Genomic DNA, 25429 nt, shown 5'->3' on the forward strand with positions numbered 1-25429 from the left:
TCTTTGATGGACTGTGACATAGTAAGTTTCCTGATAATTAAGAAGTTTAATTTAACGTAAATAGTGATTTTTCGGGGGTTAATACATAATCTTTTTCCATGCTTTCTACAATTTCACCCGTGCCGCGTTGCCCATTTTCATTCCAATTCCAAAACCAGACATTGCCATCATTTGTGACCACAGCATATGATAAGTACCCATAAACTATTTGGTCTGGATCAATATTTTGCATTATTAAAAAAGGTTTATTATATGTATACGCTGAAATAGAGTTTTTATTCTTCCCAAACCCGTATTTACTCCAAGTATATAAGTCACCTTGAGAAGTTACAGCAGCATGTATTCCAATATTTACAACCTTATGTAAATATGGATTTTTTTCTGGCATTTTAATATCTTCAGAATCTGATAAGGCTAGGTTATCAGAGCTGTTGCTTCCCCAGTTCCATACGCTTCCATCTTCAAGAACTGCCATTGCGCTTGTAGAGGTTACTGAGAAATCGATAGTTTTTTTAGGTAATGCGACTTTAGCAGCAGGATGATATTCTATTTCAGGTTCTTGTGATTGATAGAGAAGACGTCCTAACGCACGTTCTGATTTTCCTGTAGAGTACAACTCGCCTTTTTTATCTAACGCTAATAGAACTCCATTTCTAAATTCAATACGGATTATATCTGAAAGATTAGGAACTTTAGTTGGAATAATAAGTTGCTTTGGGATTTCATTAACCCAACCACCTTCATTACTGCCTAATACATAGACTTCACCGTTATTAGTTAAGAATATGGAGTCCATTTCACCAGCAGCGATATCTACAACATTCTCAATCCCTTTAATCTGTCTCAATTCTTCAATAAAGATGTCACCATCACTAGGGTCTATCTCTCCATGATAGTTACTACCCCAACCCCATACTGTGCCATCATCTTTCAGTAGTAGCATATGACCCGCACCTGATACGGCTACCGCATCATTCACGCCCTCGACTTGCCTAGGCGTTGGGTCTTGTCCTGTCTTAGTCTCGCGCAGTAGACCATCTGTACCCCATGTCCAAAGCGTACCATCGTCTTTTACCCCTGCACTCCATGAGCTGGTCATCGCAAGGCGCTTGGGCTCAATATTAATCTCAAGTGGAGTTTCTAGTGGCTCGTCTGGCATATTCGCTACAGGGTATTTCTCTTTGGTAAGAGATTGAAGATGCTCGGAAGGCGTTTTATCGCAGGCAGGTAAAGTAGATATAATGATTATTGCTACTAAACTCTTGATTATTTTTTTCTTCGAAAGGTTCATTGGTTTTTGCATAGGTAGTAGTATCTTGAGGATTACATCGTCACTTATACTAACAATTGCTTAGATAATCGCATAGTTTTTATTAGATTTTTGTCTAGTAAACTGATGGGTTAAGGCAGAGTGAATACTGAACAGCGATGGTTTCAGATAACAAGATACAATGGTGATTAAGATACGGCCACTTACTAGCCAAATTAGAGCTTGGTTGAAATCAATTCTTCAATCCCTGCCGCCTCATGTGCTTTAAATGGATAGCGATCGGCCATTACAATCCAATTAGACGTTGGTTTAAATGTCGATTTATTGCTTAGGCTATTTTTTTCTTCAGCCAACTTGATTAGCAAAATATCAATATCCATTGTCACTCGCCGTACTTGGTTCAAATCAGTCTGTCGACATCTATTACAATCTCCTTCAAGGTTTTTAAAGGTTTGCTGTAGTTGCTGCAGACTCATCGGTGTTGCTAGTATGAGATGTACACATTGATTGGTGTAATCAGGTTTTGGTTGTTCTAAGGTTGCGGTGAAATCAGGGTTTTGAAAAGCAGTAGATAGCCGTATCTGACCTAGCGTTACCAAACACTCTAGAGCAAGTGGCAGATATTTTTCTGCTTGATAATTACTACCCAGCGCTACTATTACCTCTACCACGGGCTGCACCTGCAAAGTCTCAGGTGAGCATTGTGTTAGCATTTCCAAATTCAAATGCAACGATGTTTTATGCATCATCGACTTGGCTGTCATTAACTTCTTCGGCAGCTTCTTTAGTAGTTAGCTCGTTAGTTGATGCTGGCGCATAGCGCGTTATTTGCACCCCTACCGCATCAGCTTGGGCAATAGCGGTAGGCTTAGCAATGCTCAACGTTATTTTTTGACAGTCATATCTTGCAAATATCTTATCAGCGATTTGCCCGGCTAGGTGTTCAAGCAACTGTGCCTTAATCGCTTTGCACCATTCGCTCACATCATCACAGACCGCTTTGTAATTGAGCGCATCATGGACATCGTCTGAAACAGCAGCTTTACTAATATCTGTTTCAAGCGTTATATCAATTAGGAGCGGCTGCGTAATAGCGCGCTCCCACGCGTAAACACCAATGACTGCTTCTACTGTTAAGCCTTTGACAAATACCACATCAGATTCGGTATGAAACATGCGCTCATCCTTATTTATTAATTTTTGACTGAGCTTTTTAATTTAAGTCTTTCGCCCAAAATTTTATTTACTTTGTTTTTTTACTTACTTTGCTGCAATGCTTCTTCGCGCAAGCGCTCGGCTTTTAATGCTTTACTAGGGCGATGACGCCACAAGTCAATGCTGAATAATAACAGTCCTAGCCAAATCAAACCAAAGACGGCTAAACGGTTTAAGTCAAAAGGTTCTTTATAGTAAAACACCGCCAAGAAGAAAATAAAGGTCGGCGTCAGATAATTCATAAAACTTAAAATACTATAAGCGACTAGCTTAGTCGATCTATTAAATAGTAATAGCGGTATCAGCGTAATGGGACCTGCTATCATAAGCAACCAAATATTTGGGGTAAACCAAAAACTCAGCTGGCTACTGACCACATCCGCTTGCCAAAACCACCAAATAAAGATGGGTACCAACATGGTAGTTTCAACAAACATTGCATCGACTGCGGTCAATGGCGTTTGGCGCTGAATCGTACCGTAAGTACTAAAGCTAAAGGCAAGAATGAGCGATAGCCATGGCAGACTACCGAGCATCACGACTTGAATGACCACAGACAATAGCGCAAAACCAATCGCGACCCATTGTAAAGGTCGCAGGCGCTCTTTGAATAAAATCATCGATAACGCCACGCCAACGAGCGGGCCAATAAAATACCCCAAGCTCGCCTCAAGTATCTGATCGTGATTGACCGCCCATACATAGGTGAGCCAATTGGTGGCGATAATAATACCTGACAAAAAGGTCAAGGCTATCCATTTTGGATTTTGTTTTAAGGTATTTATCCACTGCCAACGTTTGGTCACGACCACAACGATGAGCAAACAAGCAAACGTCCAAACAATGCGATGACCGATGATTTCTGTCGCGTTATAAGCGGCCAATTGTTTAAAATATAAAGGAAATGCACCCCATATACAAAAAGCGATCAGCGCAGTGACGATACCACTTCTCGTAGTTTTGATTGGAACGACTGGTTTTTTGACGACATTTTGAGTAGTCATAAGGCAGGACAACTTAAATTAGAGCAAAGCGCGACCTCACCTAATGTTTATCAATAATGAAAACTTAGCGGTAAGAGCGCAGGGTCACTACATATAGGGTAGAAAGTAAAAAGCAATGCGTTAATACTATTAAAGTATCAACACATTGCTGACGATAACCACGTTGAAAATAACTTTTATATCAAGGTCAAGAAAGGCTAAAAAGCAGCCTTGCTGGCTTCATTAAATCCAGAAGTCAACATCTCAAAAGCCAATAATACTGCTTATCAAACTATTAGGGTTTTTAGCATTAGGCTACACCATTATTCACTTGAATAGACATACCGATTTGATTGGCAAGTTCAGCAAACCCTGGAAAACTGGTATTGACGGTCTCAACGCCTTCAATGGTAATCTGCTTGGATGCGCGTAAGCTGGCAACCGCAAAGCTCATGGCAATACGATGATCATGATGTGAGGTAATTTGACCGCCACCGAAGACTGGCTGGCTGTTATTAACCTCATTAACATCAACATTACTGCCCTTGCCTTCAATACCTTTACCTTCAATAATTAGACCATCTTCAGTCACGGTGCAATCGATACCAAGCGTTTGTAGACCGTCTGCCATCACGGCAATGCGATCTGATTCTTTAACGCGCAACTCTTTTGCACCCGTTAATACTGTACGACCTTGGGCACAGCTAGCAGCAATGAATAAGACTGGAAACTCATCAATCGCTAAAGGCACTAAGTATTCTGGAATCTCAATACCTTTTAGTTTTGAGCTGCGAATCGTAATATCAGCAACTGGCTCGCCGCCCACATGCGTCTCATGGCTTAGGCTAATATCAGCATTCATCAGTTGTAAGATATCGATAATACCCGTACGTGTCGGATTAATACCCACTTGCGTTAAGGTCAATTCGCTATCTTGACTAATAGCAGCGGCTACCATAAAGAAGGCCGCCGATGAGATATCCGCAGGGACAGCGATATCACCGCCTGTGAGCGTGCCACCCCCTTCAACGCTAATGCGATTGCCATCAACAGTCACAGGATAACCAAAGGCTGAGAGCATACGTTCGGTATGGTCACGGCTAACTTCAGGTTGAATGACAGTCGTTGTGCCTTTTGCCCACAGTCCAGCCAGCAATAAGCAAGACTTAACTTGTGCAGACGCGACTGGCATATCATACTCAGCCCCTTGCAGCGGCTGTCCGACACTATCACGACCAGTGATACTTAGCGGCGCAGTACCGCTATGACCCGTACTTTGAATCACGGCACCCATGGCGCGCAATGGCGCTGCGACACGCTCCATAGGGCGCTTGTTTAAACTCGTATCACCGATTAACACACTATCAAATGCTTGTGCCGCCAAGATACCTGCCAGCAGCCGCATACTAGTACCCGAATTGCCCATATATAATGGCGTTTTGCTTGGCTTTAGACCATTCATCCCAACGCCATGAATGATCAATTTACCGTTATCAGGCCCTTCAATGGTCACGCCCATATCACGAAAAGCTTGCAAGGTGGCAAGCGCATCTTCCCCTTCCAAAAACCCAGTCACATTTGTCACGCCTGTGGCAAGACTGCCGAGCATAATGCTGCGATGCGAGATAGATTTGTCACCAGGAATCGCGATGGTGCCAGAAACAGTATTGCTAGGGGTAATATTATAAGAAGCTGACATAGCAGAAGTATCCGTATAAGGGGTGCTGGCTAACATATGGCCAAAATGTCGCCGTGCGGCTTGCGCGCGGCCCAAAAGTCCCATCAGGGCGGTTGAATCTTTATCAATAATAAGCTGACGCATGGTCTGTAAATAAACGCCATACTCGTCAAGAGCGCTTACGATGGCGCTTTGATTGGCAAAAAATATATCGTGCCACATTTTAGGGTCGCTGGCGGCAATGCGGCTAAAGTCGCGAAAACCGCCCGCGGCATAACGAAACATATCTAAATTGTCATCATGGCTTGCCAGCTGCTCGACCAGATTAAACGCCAGCAAATGCGGCAAATGACTGGTATGCGCCAAGATAGAATCATGGTGGTCAGCGGACATCGCCATCACTGAAGCGCCCACTGCTTCCCATAACTGCCGCAATCTAGCAATAGCGGCAGAATCCGTCGTTGGCAGCTCACATATAATCACGCTATGATTGACAAATAATGTGGCACGCCGCGCATGATACCCTGAATCTTCGGCACCAGCAATCGGATGCGCAGGTACCAATCCTGTCGGCAAAGCCCCAAATACTTCTTTGGCAGCTTCAATGATATTGACCTTGGTACTACAGACATCGGTAATGATGCAATCGGACACAAGCTGACCATTATCCATAGCGGATTTAATATCGACAAACACGGCTTTCACCGCTTGTACTGGTACGGCGATGACAATTAAGTCACTGCCTGATACCACGTCACTTAAGATAGCACTACCCGCATCTAGCAAACCATGCTGAATGGCTTCGTCGATGCTTGGCGCATGTCGATCTACCGCCACCAAGCGCGCGCTTAAACCATGGTCTTTGATGGCTTGGGCAAGACTTGCGCCAATCAGCCCTAGACCGATGACACAAACCTGCTTAAATAACGGCGGCTGGGTATTGATAGCGGACTGCCTATTATTATTTTGATCATTTTGAATGTTTTGCTGGCAACTCACGGCGTTTCTCTTTGAACAAACGAACGTCTTGTTAGGTGATATAAACTGACATTCATTTTATAAAGTTTAATGGCGTATTAAATATAGTCAGTAAAAAATAATATTCATAGATAACGCACTACTAATATCAATTTTTTTTGCATGCTGTGCCTGCACAGACAGAAGCTACAAAACATTAATATCAGCAATACTGTCACAATTCCAGGATATTTTGACTATAGTGTGTGTCTTCAATCTAAACGAAAGCGCCTAAAAACAGCTAAATCTTAATAAACGCCTTGTAAGATGATTTAATCATCAGTCAGTATAGAGCGTAGTGTATCAATCAGGCGCATATTGTCTTCTGCCACGCCTACCGTGATACGCAACCAAGTAGGCAAGCCATAGCCTACCAATGGCCGCACGATGACCCCTTGCTCAAGTAATGCTTGATTAATCGATAGCGCATTTTCATCGTCCATTTCTACCATGATAAAATTGGCATGAGACTTAACAAAACCCAACCCTAAAGCATCAAACTGCTTTTCTAACCAGCGCATTTGCTCTTCGTTGGTCAAGCGTACTTTTTCAATGAAATCTTGATCACCAAGTGCTGCTGCGGCGGCCGCCAGTCCAACACGACTGACATTAAATGGCTGACGGATACGGTTTAATAAATCCGCAACTGCTACCGAGCTTAGTGCATAGCCAACTCGCAGACCTGCTAATCCATACGCTTTGGAGAAGGTGCGAACGATGACCACATTATCAAAATCCTCGATTAGCGCTCTGTTATTACTCTCAGGACTGTACTCAATATAGGCTTCATCCAATACCACCAATACTGAGCTTGGCACACCTGCGACGAACTGACGCAGCGCTTTATGCTCAAGCTGTGTTCCGGTTGGGTTGTTAGGATTGGCAATAAAGACAATTTTGGTATTAGGATTGTCCTGAACCGCTTGGCTCATGGCGTTGAGATCATGACCAAAACGCTGCGCGGGCACTTCTACGCCCGTCGCGCCTTGCATTTTTGCTAGCATCGAATAAACCACAAAGGCATACTGGCTATAGACGATCGCGTCATCCGTACCCACAAAACCACGCGCCAAGATATCGAGCAAATCGTTAGAGCCATTGCCCAAGGTGATCTGATCGATATTCACATCATTAAAATCAGCCAATGCTTGCTTTAGGTAGTAACCATTACCATCAGGATAACGCGCCAGCTGACTAAGCTGCTCTGTCACTGCCAACGTCACTTGCGGTGAGCAGCCCATTGGATTCTCATTGCTAGCAAGCTTCACCACATCTGAGACGCCATATTCGCGCGTCAACTCTTCCACCGGCTTGCCTGTTTGATACGGAGCAAGCTCTAAGATACTGTCATAGGCAGGTATGAGCGGTGATAAATTTGACTCAGTCGATTGAGGTGTCTGCATGGTTTATCCTTAGAAGTGATGACGCATCTACGATTTATTGATACTAATGAGTAATTTAACGAGTCTTTCAAGCACAAACCAGCGCTGTAGAATTGCTTCAATTTAAAGTAGTTGATTCGATTTAAAAGAGCAACAAGGACAGATAGTTATAGTCGGTTCAATGCAAAAGTGGTACAAGGCAACCAAGCGTACAGCTATATTTAATACTTCAAGCAAGGTTAACGCTGTCACACTTTTATAGTGAATTGACTATAGCACGGCTTTTGGGTATGAACCCAACACACGTAAATCCTTCACTAACGGGCGAATATCATTGATGGCCGCACTGACATTTGGATCGTTGATATGACCGTCCATATCAATAAAGAAGACATAGGCCCATTTATTAGGACGTTCAGGACGCGTCTCAATACTGGTCATCGACACGCCATGATAAGATAAGGGCTTTAAGATTTCGATAAGCGCGCCCGCTTTGTCATGAGCTGAGACGACGATAGAGGTTTTATCCTGTCCTGATGGCGCAATCGCTTCGTGACCGATGATAAGGAAGCGTGTGGTGTTGCTTGGATTGTCTTCAATATTTGAGTAAAGCTTATGCAAGTCATACTCTGCGGCTGCGACATCCCCTGCAATTGCTGCTGAATGCCATTCATTTTTGAGTCGACGTGCGGCTTCACCATTGCTCGATACAGCGACACGCTCCACATTGGGATAATTGACATCGAGCCAATGACGGCACTGGGCTAGTGACTGCTGATGCGAATAAATACGGCTGAGACCGTCAAGCTTGGTGTGCTCAGCGACCAAGAAGTTTTGATGAATGGGCAGCTCAACTTCCCCTATTATTTTTAAGGTAGAAGACAAAAAGCCATCCAAAGTATGATTGACCACACCCTCTGATGAGTTTTCAACCGGCACAACGCCATACATTGCCGTCCCCGCTTCGACTTCACGGAATACATCAGTGATAGTAGTCATTGGTACGGTATCAGCCGCTTTACCAAAATGCTTGAGGGCAGCAGCATGAGTAAAGGTGCCAACTGGACCCAAAAAGGCAATACGTTGCGGCGCTTCTAGATCTAAGCACACCGACATAATTTCACGAAACAAACGGGCCATTTTTTCATCAGCGATTGGACCAGTATTACGTGCCATCACGGCTTTTAGTACTTGAGCTTCACGTTCTGGGCGATAAAAAATAGGATTGCTTTTTTCAGCCGTAGGACTTTTTGCTATGTGCTCTTTTTTGACCGTCGCCACTTGCTGAGCCAGTTTGGCACGGTTGTTGATCAGCGTTTGAATGTCGCAGTCTACGCTATCAATACTGTGGCGCAGCTGATCTAAAAACTCTTTTTCGCTTGAGTTATCGCTTGCGCTGCTTTTATTTAGGTTGTCCATTTTTTGCTCTGGTGACTGCTCACTCATTACCGCCCATCCTTTTTCTAATATTATTACTGAGTTTTATAACTGTTAATAATCACTGTTTTTATGTTTGCATATAATTATATTTATTGATAACTGAGTCCAACCATATTGATAGTCCCTGTTTGCTAAACCAGTTTATCAACATAGGCTGCTTTGCCCGCTTTATTCTAACGCTGCTCGCCGATACGGCTCATGGATTACTCTGTTAATACAACAGAAGATGTGCTGGCCGGCTCTACTATAACAAAAACTACGCGCAGTGCCCATTCGTAAATGCGTGTAAAGCATCGAACCGTCATAAATATTAGCACAGTTATCCAATTTGGCAGCCATGCACGGGGAACTATAGTTGATTAAATTTAAAAGTAGTACAAGGCAACCGAGTGTAGATGTATATTTAATACTTCAAACGGTGTTAACGCAGTAATACTTTTATAGTGGAATGACTATATGGCAGAACAGTGGCTCAAAACTATGTTACAGTTCAAAACTAATGGTAACTAGCACCACTAACAAAAGCATAAACACCTTTTAAATACATTTAATCTTTAGAACATAACCAATCTTTTAACACGTACACCCTTTTTAAAACCTAGATACTGTTTAAAACTTAATAATTTTAAAACACCACCCTGTTAATTAATTCATACAAGGATACCTGATGAGCGCATTACAACAGCTTCGCACCATGACCACCATTGTCGCTGATACTGGCGACCTTAGCGCTATTGCTCGCTTAAAACCTGTCGATGCGACCACCAACCCCAGCCTCATTACCAAAGCCCTTATTCATCCTGATAACCAGTCTATGCTCTCAGAGACGATGAGTCGCTATCAAGGTAACGTAGACGACGTCATTGATGCGCTCACTATCAAGATTGGCTGTAATATTTTAGAGCTAATCGAAGGGCGTGTCTCAACTGAGGTCGATGCGCGTTTGTCATATGACACCCAAGCGACGATCGATAAAGCCCTAGCATTTATGGAGGCCTATCAGCTAGCAGGGGTCGACTCAGAACGTGTCCTCATCAAGATGGCGGCGACGTGGCAGGGCATTGAGGCCGCGCGTTATCTAGAAACACAGGGTATTCACTGCAATCTGACGTTATTATTCGGACAGCATCAAGCGATTGCCTGTGCTGACGCTGGCGTGACCCTCATATCACCCTTTGTTGGTCGTATTTTAGATTGGCAAAAACGCCAACAAAACCGTCAGAACGTGCCTGTCTCTGATGATATGGGTGTGCAATCGGTCAAGCTTATTTACCAATATTTCAAGCAACATGGCTACAACACGCAAGTAATGGGCGCAAGCTTTCGCTCTACTGAGCAAATATTGGCATTGGCAGGCTGTGATCTGTTGACCATTGCTCCCGATCTCATTGATGAGTTGGCAGCGATGGATATAGAAGTCCCTCGTCAGCTTTCACCAAGCATGTCGATGGCGTTAGATGATATGACTCGAGTAAGTTTGACGCAGGAAGAGTTCAGTCAAGCCTATCAAAAGGATACCGTTACCCAAGACTTGCTACCCAAGGGTATCGATGGCTTTATCGGTGCGCGTGATGAGCTTGCTCAGGCATTGGCTGCGATGCGCAGTTAGTCGTTACGATAACGCGCAGTTAAACACCGGCAAATAAAAGAGATTTGCCTGCTAATAGTAAGTTAGCTATTATAACCTACTTCAAATAACAAGAAGTAAGGCTTGATTATGAGACGGCTATCAGTGGTATTAGCAGGTAGTGCGCTAGCGATTAGTGCACATGCAGTAAACTGGATAGAGATATCTGAGACTGATTCTGGTTCGACTTTCAGCCTAGATTCCGACTCTATTGAAAGCTCTGATATCAATATCATAGATGAGCATCATGTCGAAAACATTTTGGCATCCATTCGTAGAACCTATCCGCCGCAGCTACAACAGACGGATAAAAAAGATAAAAAGAGCAAAAAAGAAAGCGCTATAGACCATAGCGATCAGCAATTATTGATATCTTGTAAAGATGCCAGTTACTATCGACGAGCCTACGTGAATTATGGCGCTGATAATAAAGTCATAAAATCTTGGCAATCAGACAAACCCATATTGACCACCAAGGATTTTAAAATTACAACGCCAAAAACGATCGGGCGCAAAATAGTAGAGCAAACTTGCGAACGTTATCAACAAGACAAATAAAAAGTATCGATAGCAAAAAAGCGCGCTGACCTTATATCAGCGCGCTTTTTCTTTATGGTCAATTTAAAAATTGACGTTATGCTTTTAGCACCGTATAAACAGGCACGGGGAACTCACCATGCAAGTCAACCAAGTCTAGCAGTACTAAAGCCCCGACCACAGTATGATCCGCTGATTGGCACAGCTCATAAGCGGTGGTCAACGTACCGCCCGTTGCCAAAATATCATCGACCAACAGTACTCGCTCAGGAGGCAGGTTATTTTGCATTTCAAGCGTGTCTTTACCGTATTCTAGCGCATAGGCCTTGTTGGCAACAGGCGGCGGCAACTTACCGGGCTTACGCAACAAAATCATCCCTTTACCCAAGCGACCTGCCAGCAAGCTGGCAAACACAAAGCCACGTGCCTCTACTGCACCCAAACAGTCCACTTCATCCATCAGCCCATCTGGCAATACCGCAAGCAGCGCATCAATCACCGCATTAATGTGACTGCGCAGTAACGGGGTAATATCATAAAAATCAATGCCGACTTTCGGGAAGTTTGGTACTGTGCGAATAACCTGCCAAAACAGATGGTCGGTATTGAGCGTATGAGACGGCTCAGTTTCAGTATTAGTAGATGTAGCGGCGGCGTTGACGCTCATAATAACCCTTATTTCATATGGCTTAGATGGTAATAAGTGACGGTGATAAATGACAGACATCACCGTGAAATTAGTAGCGATTACTATAACATAATTTGGTGTAATATAGCGGTCAAACGAGCAATGATAGACTCGTTTAAATCAACGAAATGCTCATATCAGACTTGATAAAAGCGCGGTTATCTCAATATACAAGTGTAAACTTAACTATTAAAACACCGGTTATATGCTAAACTACGGGCGTTTTTACCGTCCAAATATGAGCGTCAATGCTCAGTAGACGCGCTAAAGACACCCTGTAACACTGGTAATGATCGATAGGACTATTTATGAAACGTTATGAATGTATCGTCTGTGGCTGGATATACGATGAAGCACTTGGCTGTCCTGAAGAAGGGATTGCGCCTGGCACTAAGTGGGAAGACATCCCTGAAGACTGGATTTGCCCCGAGTGCGGTGTTGGCAAGCTTGATTTTGAGATGCTTGAGATTTAGTAGACGACTCTCTAATTAGGACACTTCATGACAAAATCCAATGATATCAATAACGCGCCATTGCCTAAGAGCACTGGAGAGGATGGGCTATACCCTACTCCTGACTGGCAACGATTTGGCAAACACCAATGGCGCGAATCAAACCTGAGCGAACACCTCCATCAAGCGATGATAGATATAGGTGATGGCATCGAGTTGTGTGTTGAGGCAGGCGGCAATCCCAATCATCCACCACTGTTGATGATTATGGGTCTTGGCTCGCAAATGATATTTTGGCCGAACAATTTTATCAAGCGCCTTATTGATGCCGGATTCTTTGTGATTCGCTTTGACAATCGGGATATTGGCTTGTCTTCTAAGGTGCAGATCGATGGTCTACCGCGTATCAGCCAACTAAAAATGATGATGCGTTTGCAAACCGGATTGTCTAATAAAAGTACGCAGGTTGCTTATAATTTAACCGATATGGCCGAAGATACAGCGCGTTTGATTAAAGCATTGCAGCTGGGTAAGACACACCTACTTGGTGCTTCTATGGGCGGTATGATTGCCCAAATTGTGGCGGCACGCTATCCAAGCCTAGTACAACGCATGGCCTTGATGTTTACCACCACCAATCGGGCATTCTTAAAGCCGCCGAAGCCTAAGCAGTTGTATACGCTTATCAATCGTCCTGAGAGTCATTCTGAGCGCGATATCGTGCGCCATAGTGTCTGGTTTATGAAGACAGTCGGCACCCCAGGACATGTCAACGTGCGCATGGTGCGTGAAATTGCTAAGTTACGTTATCAGCGCAACTTTCATCCGCTTGGCACTGTACAGCAGCTCAATGCTATCTTAGCATCAGGCTCTATTAGCCGGTTTAGTAAGCAAGTCAAAGCACCGACGATTGTGCTGCATGGTAGTGCAGATGGGCTGTTGCCTCCTTCGCAAGGACGCGTAGTCGCTAAGACTATTCCGAATGCCAAGTTTCATTTAATCGAAGGCATGGCACACGATATTCCAGAGTACTACCAACCTTATATGGTCGATTTAATCAGCAAGCACCTATTAGACCAGTAGTTTTATTTTTTGCCCATAAAAAAGAGCGTAAACCCTACTATTGATTCGTAGGTTTTACGCTCTTTTTTATGCTGGCTATTTTACGTCGATCTTTTCATTTAAACACGCCCTAATTTAAACACGCCCTAATCGCAACCGACACCCGTCCCTTCTTTATCAATACACATCTTATTGCCATTTTTTAGGTTACCAATCCACGCTTTGCCACTGGTAAAGGTAAAGGCGGGTCTGCCTTGGTAACTGTCACCACTCGATACACCGCTATTAGCAAAGCGAAAAGGAATCACCAGCTCACCGCCCAGATTGACAAAACCCCAATTATCATCGATACGCACGCCAGCCAAGCCTTCTGAAAAAGGGCGAGCATCATCAAATGAATAAGTAATCATCGTCACATTGTTTTCATCGACGAAACCCCATCGACCATCTTGCTGACGTGGTTGTAACGTCGTAAAACGATTGGGCACTGCTTGCCTAGATTGCGCTGGCGCTGTAGCAGAGCTATTATTAGCAGTTTGCTTCGAGGACAAAGGCTCATTATTACTGTTACTACCATTTGGATTGCTAGTGGCTTTGCCATTTTTATCCAACCAACTGGTCGCTTGATTTTTACGTACTTGCGTCACACCGCCACGATAATCGTCAATATCACTGATTGACGCAGAAAACGACACGACGGTCTTATTCGCCGTATCGATAACCCCATAATTGCCATCTTTTTTGACCACGATACGTCCATCAGATACTGGGCGCGCCCAACCCTGACTTTCCTTTAGCATATCGTAGGTCGCAGGTATTACTTCACGGCCCTGCATATTAAGGTAGCCGACGTGACTATTGCGCAGCACGGGTAGCAAGCCACCAGCTATCTTATCTGCATCGACTTTTTGATAGCGTGATAAATCAACGACTTTTTTGCCTTTACTATTTAGCAACGCTACTGGTGCACCGAAGTCCTTTGTTGCTAGAAAATAACCGTTACTCGCGGTACAAGAGACATTTTTATAATAGCTTTTGGGAATTTTACAGCTGGCGGCGTGTGCAGTCGGCATCATAAATAACGCACTGATTAACAGGCTAATGGTAGCACCGTAGCGCGTTACTTTTAGCGGCGATCCAAATATCGGGGAAAGCAGCGCTTTTGATTGAGTCTGTCGATGCATAAATAAACCTAGGCTAAAAGTAGTAGGAACTATATTGAGTGTTTTAAAAGAGCGATAAAAGATAGATTAGCAAATCATGGGCTTTGCGCCAATGCTATTCCTGTAAGGATGCGACTCGATGATATAAGCACTATTACATACAGTCATCATAAGAATAAATTATGTTTCAACCATTTCATTTTGGCTGTAAAACATCGACAATGTCGGTATCTGAATTATATCGTGCATACCCTAAACTTTCAGCAGATCGTTACCCATTTGCACGTGACCAAACTAAGGACAATCTATGGCTATTGCCGCTTCACGCTCTGCACCTATTGGCTTGGTCATTGGTTGCGTTATATTCGGTCTAGGCAGTCTAATCGTCGCGCACGTTGATATCGGCGGTTGGGCCATGTCGTTTTGGCGACTCGCCATCTCAGGAGTGGTCTTTGCTATTTTAGCTAGAGTCATGGGGCAACGATTGCCACGTTCGAGACGCGCTATTTTTTATGGTCTATTATCAGGCGCATTTTTAGGGTTAGATTTGGCGCTTTGGCATGAGAGCATCTATGCCGTGGGGCCTGGTATTTCAACCTTACTTAATAGTTTGCAGATTTTCTTTTTGGCAGCGATTGGCTTTTTATATTTTAATGAACGACAATCTATTTTGCAGCTCATCAGCTTGTTTTTGGCGATGCTTGGCGTGGCGATGATAGGCAGCCCAGAGTTTGCGCAAAATACAGCAGCTAAGTGGGGGTTTGTGACGGGCATTGTCTCAGGGGCGATGTTGGCTGCCTCAATGACTTTCATTCGTAAGACGCACGATACCGAACCCACGCCCATATTTATGCTGATGCAGCTGATCAGTATCGGCGGTGTGCTGGCGATGGTTATTCCGATGTTTGTGTTTGATATGGGCAATATCCTGCCCAATACGTGGTCTGAGATTGGCTGGGTGCTTATTTATGGTACCGTCATGCAGTGCTTAGCTTGGGGTCTGATTGCCTACTCTATTCCCAAGCTATCTTTGGCACTGACAGGGCTACTGCTACTAACTGAGCCGATTGCCGCCTTAGTGATTGACTATAGCTGGCTGGACAAACCGATTAATACCTTACAATGGAGCGGTGCGCTGTTGACGATGTTTGCCATTTACTTGGGTTCATTGAAGCCCAAGCCGCGCGCACTTCGTCGTTATCGATTTTTCGCACGGTTTTATAAGCGTAACTATAAATAAAGATCGCAGCAAATAACAATGTTTATAAAGCAGTGTCATCACAAATAAAAGCCACAATAATTATTGTGGCTTTTGCTTATCAATATATTAAGTTCTTTAATTTTATGATTAAAAAAATCAGTCTTTTTGACGATTAAACTTTTTGTCTATTAAATAAGGCATTAAGCACAATCGCAGCCAAGGTAGCCGTGCCGATACCACCCAAGTCAAAGCCGCCCAGATGCAAGCTAAAGTTACCTGTACCCATGATGACAGTGACAGCAGCGATGATAAGGTTGCTGTTTTTGCTAAAGTCGATATGGTTGTCTATCCAGATTTTGATCCCAGCGACAGTGATAAGTCCGAATACCACGATAGAAGCGCCACCCAATAATGCCGGTGGTATCGTTTGAATAATTGCGCCAAATTTTGGTGATAACCCAAGCAAGATAGCCACCAGTCCAGCGATGACAAAAATTGTGGTGCTATATACCTTAGTCACCGCCATGACGCCGATGTTTTCTGCATAAGTAGTGACGCCTGTGCCGCCAAAACCTGCTGAAAAAGTAGTCGCTAAGCCATCAGCGAAAAATGCCCGACCCATATAAGGGGTCACGCGCGCCTTGGTCATGCCTTCCACCGCTTTGAAATGTCCCAAGTTTTCAGCCACTAGAATAAAAGCCACGGGCGCTATTAAGATAATAGCACCCATCTCAAAACGTGGTGAATGGATACTTGGTAGACCAAACCATGAAGCAGCAGACACGCCGCTAAAATCGATGGGAATACCGAAGCCCATCACATTGGTCATCACAAAATAGGCGACGTATGACAATATTAAGCCCACCAGTAATAACAGCCGACGTAACATACCGCGCGTAAAAACAGCCACACCACTAATAAGCAATACAGTTAAGGTGGCCATCCAAGCATCAAACTGATTGGCAGACACCCCTTGTATAGTGACTGGTGCTAGGTTCAAACCAATAATCATGACGATGCCACCAGTGACGATAGGTGGCATCAAACGCTCAATCCAGCCTGTCCCAGTCTTCATGACCAGCAGCCCAATCAGTGCATAGATGATACCGCAAGCCATAATACCGCCCAAAGCGACATTCAAATTGTCATTAAAGCCTACGCCTGCATAAGCAGTGACAGCAATGACGGGACCAATAAAGGCGAAGCTTGAGCCTAAGTAACTGGGCATGCGCCCACCCGTGATCATAAAGAACATCACGGTACAAATACCGGACATCAAAATCGCTAGATTAGGATCAAAGCCCATTAATAATGGTGCAAGCACCGTCGCCCCAAACATGGCAAAAGTATGCTGCACACCCAGCAGTATACTTTTTGACGGTGGTAGATACTCATTGATACCGACCGGATCACGATCCAAATCACCACCATAAGGTCGCCATGTTGGAAACCAACGACCATTTTCAAAATCTGGGTTCTTTGGGTAGCTCGTAGCTGCTGCTGAATGAATGCCAGCCGCCTCTAAGGCGTTGCGAGTAGATAATGTATCAGCGCTGTTGTCTGATTGAGAGGAATGATCGGTGGGAGATGTCATGCACGCTTGTCCTATGTGGGCGAAGCCAATAATAGGCTAAATAACTGGATCAATAAAAAACTGAGCGAAAAAATATCAATAAATAGCGGATTATAGCCAAAAACAATAGTGAAGCAAGGCTTTACACTATAGCACTTGTCATATATCAGCTAATTCATTCATTTATGTTGCAAGGTCGCAAACCAAAAGTATTATTTGGTACGATAGCCATGTTATGCTAGAGATATAAAGTCGGATACGTTCGACTTGAACCATCGTCTCGGTCATTTTTGACTGACTTATTTTAGCGATGACCTATTTTAGCGACAACTAACTTACAGGATGTTACATAAACGCTGGCTCCAAGCATCATAACGGAGTTTAGTAACAAATAAAAGTTATTATTCATTTGTCCCATGTAGACATACATTCATAGACAACACCCCAAACTAAACACTTATCGGTGTTTGGTTTGAGGTGTTTATTATATTTTTCATGCCAGTGCTAAAGCCAATCGATAAGCCATGCTGAAGCACATAAAATTTTGGTGATTTATTATGATTAGTGTTTTTGATTTATTTAAAATTGGCATTGGCCCTTCAAGCTCACATACCGTCGGTCCGATGGTGGCAGCCAACTTGTTTTTGGAATCACTTCTGCAGCAAACAGAACTGACGGCTATAGACAGTATTGAGATTGAGTTGTATGGTTCCTTAGCAGCGACGGGCAAAGGCCATGCAACGGATACCGCCATCTTATTGGGACTGCTAGGACATACGCCTAGCACCATCGATACACGGCTAACCGGCAGCTACTTAGCGCCGATATTTTCGGAAAAAAAGCTGAATGTGTCAGGTACTCATTCGATTGTTTTTGATACCGAGCGTGACATTTATTGGTACGATGATACCGTCCTGCCCTATCACCCCAATGCCTTGACACTCCGGGCGGTATTGGCCGATGGTACTCGTTATCAGCAAACCTATTATTCGGTTGGTGGTGGTTTCGTCATTAACGAAGAAGACGCCACTGATCCAGATGAAGACCATGCCAGCCCTACCATTGATAGCGTGCCCTATCCTTTCAATAACGCCGCAGAGCTATTAGAACAGTGTCGTCAAAACGGCTTGAGCATCAGTGAGTTGGTGCTGGCGAACGAGTGTCATTATCGTGAACAGACAGAAGTCTTTGCCTACTTAGATAGCATCTGGGACGTCATGCAAGACTGTGTCAAACAGGGCTGTGAAAGTGGCGGTATTTTACCAGGCGGTCTAGATGTCAGACGCCGCGCACAAGACTTATATTCACAGTTATGTGCGGAGAAGAACCAACCGATTGCAGAAACCGATAAATTGGCAGCGATGGATTGGGTTGACTTATATGCGCTCGCCGTCAACGAAGAAAATGCCAATGGCGGCAAAGTGGTCACCGCGCCTACCAACGGTGCCGCTGGCATCATACCAGCCGTCCTGCACTATTATCGTGACTTTTTGCCCAACTACGACCAAAGCGGCGTCTATAAGTTTTTGTTAAATGCTACTGCTATTGGCAGCCTTATCAAGCAAAACGCCTCTATCTCTGGCGCTGAGGTTGGCTGTCAAGGCGAAGTCGGCTCAGCATGTGCAATGGCGGCATCTGCCTTGGCTGAGATTATGGGCGGCGATCCTGCCAAATGCTTGAATGCCGCTGAGATTGGTATCGAGCATAACTTAGGTCTCACTTGCGATCCTATCGGCGGCTTGGTTCAGGTTCCCTGTATTGAACGCAACGCCATGGGCGCGGTAAAAGCGATCAATGCTGCCCGTCTTGCCTGTCGCGGTAATGGTCAGCACTTTGTCTCTTTAGATAAAGTGATTGAAACGATGAAAGTAACCGGCGCTGATATGTTAGATAAGTATAAAGAAACGGCTCGTGGTGGTCTGGCGGTTTATGCTGATAACCGTATTCCCACTGCGACTCATGGTGTCAGCGTAAAATATAGCCAATGCTAATAGCCGCTATCGACTGTTATTGTCATTATTGAATCAATGTTATGTCAAATTATCATTGAGTTGGCTTCGTTATTACAGTATTAAAAACAGCTCATAAAAAAAGCCTCTAAATCATTAGAGGCTTTTTTATTTTACAAATTATTTGAACATAGACTATTTACTTGTTCAAAAATTCATAAGGTCATCTGATTACTCAGCAGTTTTTGAAACCACTTCATTTAAGATCCAGATAGGCTTAACTACGTTAGAGGCTTCGTCAGTTACCGCTTCTTGGCGTACATCTAAGATGTAGCGATAGTTTGGCTCATAAGTGAAACCTTGGATGTTACCATTCAAAGTAGTATAGTTTTTCTGATAAGTTTGACGATACTGTAAGCACTCTGATTCAACTTTGGTGCCATTGGCGGTGGTCAGGTCACAAACCGCTTTACGTGGGGCAATCTCTACTTCAAAACTTGGAATGTTAATCACTTTAACATTCATAGGTTGGCCTTCAACGACCATCGTACGCTCATTATCCATACCCATAGTAGAACAACCTGACAGGGCAAAAGTAGTCATCAACGCAGCAAGTGCTAATTTTTTCATTATTCAATCCTCAGTTAATTAATATTCATTATCGCCCGTTTGAACTCGTTTTAATCATTTATAGACGTTCAAAACGTAGTAGGCATTTAGGGCCATACTGGCAAAATCGATTGAGACAGCCAAATAACGCTAGTAATCGCTCAGCAGTATGGTCTATTGTTTACTGGAGCTAGTATATGTCGCAAACCGACTCATCCTCTATAACTGGTTTGTAAAGTAACGTCAGCTTTTGCAACTCATGTTAGTTAAACGTACTAAAAAACAGTCTAAGCCGATATTTATTTGACAACTTAGATTAACACACCAAGTGCAACGCTAATTAATATTATAGAACGCCTGCATAGGCGTTTTAAACCCTAAGCGTTTTCTTGGTCTGTTATTTAGTTTGTTCTCAATGTCCTGCATCTCATCATCAGAGACTTGTCTAAAGTCACAGCCTTTAGGCAGATACTCTCTGATCAAGCCGTTGGTATTTTCGTTGGTTCCTCGCTGCCATGACGCATAAGCATCGGCAAAGAAGAAAGAGCTAAAGAGCTTTTGTTTCACCTTTTTATGCTGAGCAAACTCTTTACCATTGTCAGAGGTAATGGTCTTAACCTGCAACCTCACTGGCTTTAAGAGCTCTATCATTGCCTCTGATACTTGCTGTGCCGTTTTATTATCCACACGTTTCATCTTCAGCAGCCCTGTTTTACGTTCAACGAGCGTGACAATCGCTTGCTTGTGATGCTGACCGATAATGGTATCCGCCTCCCAGTCGCCAATCCGCGTGCGCGCATCAACGATGGAGGGGCGCTCATGGATAGAGACTCTGTCATTAATACGACCACGAGTCTCAGCAGTTAAACGCTGCCGATAAGGCTTGGCTTTACGTCTGAGACACTGCCATAACCTGCCGCCCTTACGCTTGTTTGTCCATATATAGCGATAAATGCTCATATGACTGAGTCCACCATGAACACCTGCTATTTGCTGGGGACTCCAGTTCTCTTTAAGCTTGTCTGTGACCCAGTCCCATACGTCAGCGATGATGCTGAGCGCATTGTTTGATCGTCTTGCACAAGCTTTCTTGTGAGCGTTATTGACTCGGTAACCGCGCAGGCTTTTATTGCGTCTGATTTCTCTTAATATGGTACTGGGACTTCTGTTTAACGCCCGCGCTATAAAATTAATACTATGTTCTGCCCCTATAAGGGCATAAATCTGGTATCGTTCCCCTAGGCTTAGATGCGTATAGTTTATGGTTGCAATCTCACTTTGGTCGGTGGATAAAGACTTTGATGCTAGCGCATCTAGGTCTTTTTTTCACCTCACATTTGGTATTGCACTTCATGTGTTAATCTAAGCAACATAAAAAATGGCCGAAGTAAGCATTACTCCGGCCATTTTTCACCATCTACTTTTTGCTAATTAGCACTTAGTACCATCATTAACTTCGGTAATCAGCATTTATCTTGACATAATCGTAAGACAAATCGCAGGTATAAACGGTATCGCTAGCGTCGCCACGTGCCAGATCAATATGAATGGTAATCTCAGGACGACTCATGACGGTCTTACCCGCCGCTTCCGTATAGCTGGGAGCAACACCACCATTTTGGCAAATCATCACCTCATCTAGATAAACATCGACTTGCTCGGTATCCAAATCTTCGATACCCGCATAACCCACTGCGGCAAGGATACGACCCCAGTTGGCATCACTAGCGAAGAACGCGGTCTTGACCAACGGAGAATGTGCAACCGCGTACGCCACATCGCAGCACTCTTGCGTCGTCTTGCCGCCCGTCACTTTTACAGTCATAAACTTGGTAGCGCCTTCCCCATCACGTACAATCAATTGTGCCAGACGGACGAACACCTCGGTCAAAGCTGAAACTATAGCCTGATAATGCGGGTGTTCTGGACTGTCAATCATATCAGCGCTGGCTGTACCGGTGGCAATCAATACGCAACAGTCATTGGTCGAGGTATCACCATCGACAGTAATACGGTTAAAAGACTGCTCATTAATGGCACTTAGCATCTCTTGTAATAAATCAGCCGCAATATTGGCATCGGTCGCCACATAGCCAAGCATGGTCGCCATGTTTGGTCGTATCATGCCTGAGCCTTTTGACATGCCGGTAATATGATAGCTGCTACCTGCGGCGTCGACCTTTTGGCTAGCAAGTTTAGGGACAGTGTCTGTGGTACGGATACCATTCGCCGCCACCAGCCAATTATCAGCGGCTAAACTGGAAAGCGCTTTATCTAAGCCTGCGATGACCGCCTCACTGTTTAGTGGCTCGCCAATCACTCCAGTCGAAAACGGCAACACAGAACTGACATCCACGCCTGCTTTACTGGCCAGCGCTGTACAGATATCAACTGCGCGGCGTTTGCCGTCTGCACCCGTCCCAGCATTGGCATTGCCCGTATTGGTGACCAAATAGCGCGGACTGGCTTTGGCAAAATGCTCACGCAATACTCTTACTGGCGCAGCGCAAAAGGTATTTTTAGTCGTGACCACGGCACTGTTTGCCGTCTCAGCAATCTCAATCACCACCAAATCATTACGATCTTTGTAGCGTACGCCTGCAGCGGTCGCACTTAACTTAATGCCATCGATAGGATAAATAATATCAGGTACTGCAACATTTCCAACAGCCATAGTGACTTCCTTACTTTCCAGTTTTTATGATTATAAATAGAATGTTATTTGTGAGTGTTCAACACGCCCTAGGGTTTGCTTAATTTAAATGCCGACCAGATAGGTGCATGGTCAGAGGGTTTTTCCATGGCACGTAGCTCATAGCTGATACCGGCATCAACGCAGTCATCGACTAGGTCTGAGGTGCACAAAATATGATCGATACGTAGGCCACGCTTAGGGTCATCGTTGAAGCCGCGACTGCGGTAATCGAACCAGCTATACAACTCTGTACTCTCTGGATAGTGCAAACGATAAGTATCGGTCAACTCGCGTGACATTAGTGCTGCATACCAATCACGCTCTTCTGGCAAAAACGAGGTCTTTCTATTTTTCAACCAGCGCTTAGCATTAACTTCACCAATACCGATATCAATATCTTCTGGGGCAATATTCATATCACCCATGACGATGAGCGAGCGACCTTCTGCTTTTAGCGTATCGATATAGGTCATCAAATCGGCATAATAAGCACGTTTCATCGGGAATTTGGTCGGATGGTCTTGACTTTCACCTTGAGGAAAATAGCCGTTGAGTACATCAACCTCACGACCATCAAATTCATAGCGCGCATGGATAAAACGCTTTTGTGCCTCAACGTCTTCACCAGGAAAGCCTTTTTGCACAAATATAGGCGCAACCTTGGACAAGAGTGCCACGCCATAATGTCCTTTTTGCCCAAAATACTCTACGTGATAGCCAAGGCTTTCTATGTTCTCTAGAGGAAATTGCTCGTCATGTACTTTGGTTTCTTGTAGACCCATCACATCAGGATCGATTACCTCACGCACCGCCTCTAGCTGATGTTGACGAGCGCGAATACCATTGATATTAAAACTGACAAAACGGGTCATAAATTATCCTATACTGATTGATTAAAAGACGGTGCTGATACGCGTATATAAATCACTATGATAACAGACGTAAGCAAGCCTGACTGTTGCGTGCCCTGATATCTTAAGCTAGAGTAGCTGTTATTAGGACGATGGCTATTAAATGAAAGCGAGCGCCTCAGGCCGATTACACAACACTTATTAAAATAATTATTGAGCATTGTTATGACAACCACTATTAGCAAAAACGCCAACACCTTGCCAAAGACAAAAAAACAAATCACGCCATTATTTGCAAAAGACTACAACGTCTATATTAACCATACTGACGCTGGCGGTATAGTCTACCACGCCAATCATTTGGTGTTTTTTGAAAACTGCCGCCGCGATTGGTTTGGCCAGCTGGGTTTAAATGGGTATTTCTTACAGACTGATGAGGGTCAAGTACAGCATTTTGTGGTGAGTCAGGCAGACTTACAATATAAAAGAGCCATTCTGCTGGATGAAGTCATTAGTGTGCGTGTCGATAAAATCGAGTTAAAACCTGCCAGCATCGTTTTTTACCAGAGCATTCACCGTCATAGTCCAGACAAGGCCTCTACTGATAATAACCTTACCGATAACGCTTCTACCGATAGCGTCAAGAACAGTGCCAAGAACAACGCCAACGCCAATAATAGCTTATTAAGTAGTGGTAAAATCGTCATCGCTTGCGTGCAAAATCAAGTCAGAGCAGAGCCGGATGTTGCCGTTGCGAGCGCTGCACCAATGCGTCCAATTCGTGTGCCAAACAAACTGCGTGAGGCCTTACAAGAAGCGATTGATCAACCTATAAATACACAATGATGCCGACCTATGAGCGTTGATAATGACATGCCTATCGTTGAATTTAAAGACATCTGTGTCCATAGTAAGCGTATCACGCTAATCGATACTGGTGATAAACAGCCCACTATTAGGGCACAAACAAATAACTTGTCTGCCACCTATGATAAGTGGACGCGCAAATTCAGAAAAAACGCTTCTTCTAAGCAAATATTATCGACACCCAAAAGAGTCTTGATAAACAACGTTAGCGGTACATTATTAGCAGGTCAAGTGACCCTTTTGACAGGGTCTTCTGGCAGCGGCAAATCCGTTTTACTGCGTGTGCTTGCAGGCTTACTGCCGATGAGCAGCGGTAAAGTCTGTTTGCGTAATGATAAAGAGTTAAATAATAGAAGTGATAATAGCAGCCTTTATCATAGTATTCATAATACGCCGCCGCCTGAGTGGCGCGCGCGTATCGCCCTACTGGCTCAGCAACCACAATTGCTAGAAGGCACGGTACTTGAGAATTTACAAATACCCTATCGCCTACAAGCGCATCAGCACCTTGATTTTGATATCGACTGGCATATCGCTCAACTTGTTAAGCTCGAACGCCGCGCTGATTTTTTACAGCAAGCGGCCAGTTATTTATCTGGTGGCGAGCGCCAACTGGTCAACACTTTACGTCTTTTACAACTAAACCCACAAGTGCTGTTATTAGATGAGCCGACGGCGGCTTTAGACAGCGATACTTCAGCTCAGCTGGTATATTTACTGATTGACTGGTTACGCGGTGATGCCCAGCGCAGCGTATTATGGGTGACACATGATACGCAAGACATTATGCCATTAGCCGACAGACATTGGCACATGCAAGCAGGCGTCTTAACCGAAGTGAGCTAACATTATCATCAGCTTTCAGTTATTGCTGTTGTTGACAATAGTGACGGCATTTAGGGTCTGTTGAACATTCAAATGTGGAACTGGCAGTGGCTATTTTTTAAACAATACGCAGTGAAGTTTTTGACGCCTAGTCATTCTAGGTTAGATAATTTCGCCATGTATTGGCAAAAAATAGCCCTGCCCTGAAAGGCTGATACTAAAATCACCCCAAACGTTGTTGTAAACCTAGCTAAGGTCTCGACATTATCGTCGGTTTACGCCTGATTTGATAAAAGGTTTGGGACGATTTTAGCAATCAGCAGTCCTAATATTTGAATGTTCAAC

General features: G+C 44.1%; 22 protein-coding genes. 8 read left to right on the forward strand and 14 right to left on the reverse strand.

The features are described from left to right. Positions 1-46 precede the first annotated feature (46 nt). From ACSUPM_RS07565 to pheA, 7 genes are all read right to left on the reverse strand, one after another. Positions 47-1303 carry an RCC1 domain-containing protein gene (locus ACSUPM_RS07565; protein ID WP_436879822.1) on the reverse strand — a complete coding sequence of 419 codons (1257 nt, stop codon included), beginning with the start codon at positions 1301-1303 and terminating at the stop codon, positions 47-49. Between the two features lie 182 nt (positions 1304-1485). Then, on the reverse strand, positions 1486-2019 hold the full coding sequence (locus ACSUPM_RS07570; protein ID WP_436879823.1) for a 2-amino-4-hydroxy-6-hydroxymethyldihydropteridine diphosphokinase: 534 nt from the start codon (positions 2017-2019) through the stop codon (positions 1486-1488). Beyond that, positions 2009-2446, reverse strand: coding sequence for a dihydroneopterin aldolase (folB, locus tag ACSUPM_RS07575; RefSeq protein ID WP_436879824.1), 438 nt, complete (start codon positions 2444-2446; stop codon positions 2009-2011). The genes ACSUPM_RS07570 and folB overlap by 11 nt, the downstream gene beginning before the upstream one ends. Positions 2447-2526: 80 nt before the next feature. Then, a complete protein-coding gene (gene rarD / locus ACSUPM_RS07580) occupies positions 2527-3489 on the reverse strand; it encodes an EamA family transporter RarD (RefSeq protein ID WP_173239647.1) in 963 nt (320 codons plus the stop codon). Between the two features lie 289 nt (positions 3490-3778). Further along, complete coding sequence (locus ACSUPM_RS07585) at positions 3779-6127, reverse strand: bifunctional prephenate dehydrogenase/3-phosphoshikimate 1-carboxyvinyltransferase (protein WP_436880323.1); 2349 nt, start codon at positions 6125-6127, stop codon at positions 3779-3781. Between the two features lie 308 nt (positions 6128-6435). Further along, positions 6436-7566 carry a histidinol-phosphate transaminase gene (gene hisC / locus ACSUPM_RS07590; protein ID WP_201617640.1) on the reverse strand — a complete coding sequence of 377 codons (1131 nt, stop codon included), beginning with the start codon at positions 7564-7566 and terminating at the stop codon, positions 6436-6438. A gap of 249 nt (positions 7567-7815) precedes the next feature. Further along, positions 7816-8991: a prephenate dehydratase gene (gene pheA, locus ACSUPM_RS07595; RefSeq protein ID WP_025652738.1), complete on the reverse strand. Its 1176-nt coding sequence runs from the start codon at positions 8989-8991 to the stop codon at positions 7816-7818. Positions 8992-9652: 661 nt separating this feature from the next. Here pheA and ACSUPM_RS07600 point away from each other — a divergent pair. Continuing rightward, complete coding sequence (locus ACSUPM_RS07600) at positions 9653-10594, forward strand: transaldolase (RefSeq protein WP_201576603.1); 942 nt, start codon at positions 9653-9655, stop codon at positions 10592-10594. A 108-nt stretch (positions 10595-10702) separates the two neighbouring features. After that, complete coding sequence (locus ACSUPM_RS07605; protein ID WP_025652736.1) at positions 10703-11170, forward strand: hypothetical protein; 468 nt, start codon at positions 10703-10705, stop codon at positions 11168-11170. Between the two features lie 76 nt (positions 11171-11246). Here ACSUPM_RS07605 and ACSUPM_RS07610 read toward each other — a convergent pair whose 3' ends face one another. Further along, on the reverse strand, positions 11247-11816 hold the full coding sequence (locus ACSUPM_RS07610; protein WP_201567728.1) for an adenine phosphoribosyltransferase: 570 nt from the start codon (positions 11814-11816) through the stop codon (positions 11247-11249). A 329-nt stretch (positions 11817-12145) separates the two neighbouring features. Here ACSUPM_RS07610 and ACSUPM_RS07615 point away from each other — a divergent pair, with 329 nt between their 5' ends. Together ACSUPM_RS07615 and ACSUPM_RS07620 are read left to right on the forward strand one after the other, a co-directional pair. Then, a complete protein-coding gene (locus ACSUPM_RS07615) occupies positions 12146-12310 on the forward strand; it encodes a rubredoxin (protein WP_010201990.1) in 165 nt (54 codons plus the stop codon). Between the two features lie 27 nt (positions 12311-12337). Next, positions 12338-13372, forward strand: a complete 1035-nt coding sequence (locus ACSUPM_RS07620; protein WP_173239644.1) for an alpha/beta fold hydrolase — start codon at positions 12338-12340, stop codon at positions 13370-13372. Positions 13373-13497: 125 nt separating this feature from the next. Here the strand turns inward: ACSUPM_RS07620 and ACSUPM_RS07625 are convergent, their stop codons facing one another. After that, positions 13498-14535 (reverse strand): WG repeat-containing protein, encoded by a 1038-nt coding sequence (locus tag ACSUPM_RS07625; RefSeq protein WP_025652733.1) that lies wholly within the window; start codon positions 14533-14535, stop codon positions 13498-13500. A 286-nt stretch (positions 14536-14821) separates the two neighbouring features. Here ACSUPM_RS07625 and ACSUPM_RS07630 point away from each other — a divergent pair, with 286 nt between their 5' ends. Next, positions 14822-15754: a DMT family transporter gene (locus tag ACSUPM_RS07630; protein WP_201576599.1), complete on the forward strand. Its 933-nt coding sequence runs from the start codon at positions 14822-14824 to the stop codon at positions 15752-15754. Positions 15755-15887: 133 nt separating this feature from the next. Here the strand turns inward: ACSUPM_RS07630 and ACSUPM_RS07635 are convergent, their stop codons facing one another. Next, the gene (locus tag ACSUPM_RS07635; protein ID WP_201576598.1) at positions 15888-17309 is read right to left on the reverse strand and encodes a solute carrier family 23 protein; all 1422 of its coding nucleotides are present in this window, start codon (positions 17307-17309) and stop codon (positions 15888-15890) included. Positions 17310-17845: 536 nt separating this feature from the next. Between ACSUPM_RS07635 and ACSUPM_RS07640 the strand changes: the two genes are divergently transcribed. After that, entirely contained in the window at positions 17846-19279 is a 1434-nt protein-coding gene (locus tag ACSUPM_RS07640; RefSeq protein WP_227692096.1) for an L-serine ammonia-lyase, read from the forward strand. A 189-nt stretch (positions 19280-19468) separates the two neighbouring features. Here the strand turns inward: ACSUPM_RS07640 and ACSUPM_RS07645 are convergent, their stop codons facing one another. From ACSUPM_RS07645 to xthA, 4 genes are all read right to left on the reverse strand, one after another. After that, complete coding sequence (locus tag ACSUPM_RS07645; RefSeq protein WP_025652729.1) at positions 19469-19867, reverse strand: DUF4377 domain-containing protein; 399 nt, start codon at positions 19865-19867, stop codon at positions 19469-19471. Between the two features lie 315 nt (positions 19868-20182). Beyond that, a complete protein-coding gene (locus tag ACSUPM_RS07650) occupies positions 20183-21109 on the reverse strand; it encodes an IS30 family transposase (RefSeq protein ID WP_160020909.1) in 927 nt (308 codons plus the stop codon). Positions 21110-21296: 187 nt separating this feature from the next. Next, positions 21297-22520 (reverse strand): bifunctional glutamate N-acetyltransferase/amino-acid acetyltransferase ArgJ, encoded by a 1224-nt coding sequence (gene argJ / locus ACSUPM_RS07655; RefSeq protein WP_025652748.1) that lies wholly within the window; start codon positions 22518-22520, stop codon positions 21297-21299. A 68-nt stretch (positions 22521-22588) separates the two neighbouring features. Then, positions 22589-23413 carry an exodeoxyribonuclease III gene (gene xthA, locus ACSUPM_RS07660; RefSeq protein ID WP_201617466.1) on the reverse strand — a complete coding sequence of 275 codons (825 nt, stop codon included), beginning with the start codon at positions 23411-23413 and terminating at the stop codon, positions 22589-22591. Positions 23414-23617: 204 nt separating this feature from the next. On the opposite strand from xthA, the gene ACSUPM_RS07665 reads away from it, so the two are divergent. Next, a complete protein-coding gene (locus tag ACSUPM_RS07665; protein WP_201608096.1) occupies positions 23618-24238 on the forward strand; it encodes a hotdog domain-containing protein in 621 nt (206 codons plus the stop codon). Positions 24239-24247: 9 nt separating this feature from the next. Further along, on the forward strand, positions 24248-25105 hold the full coding sequence (locus ACSUPM_RS07670; protein WP_201583626.1) for an ABC transporter ATP-binding protein: 858 nt from the start codon (positions 24248-24250) through the stop codon (positions 25103-25105). Positions 25106-25429: the final 324 nt, after the last annotated feature.

This window comes from Psychrobacter okhotskensis (assembly GCF_965638355.1).
In the GTDB taxonomy this organism is placed as follows: Bacteria; Pseudomonadota; Gammaproteobacteria; order Pseudomonadales; family Moraxellaceae; genus Psychrobacter; species Psychrobacter okhotskensis.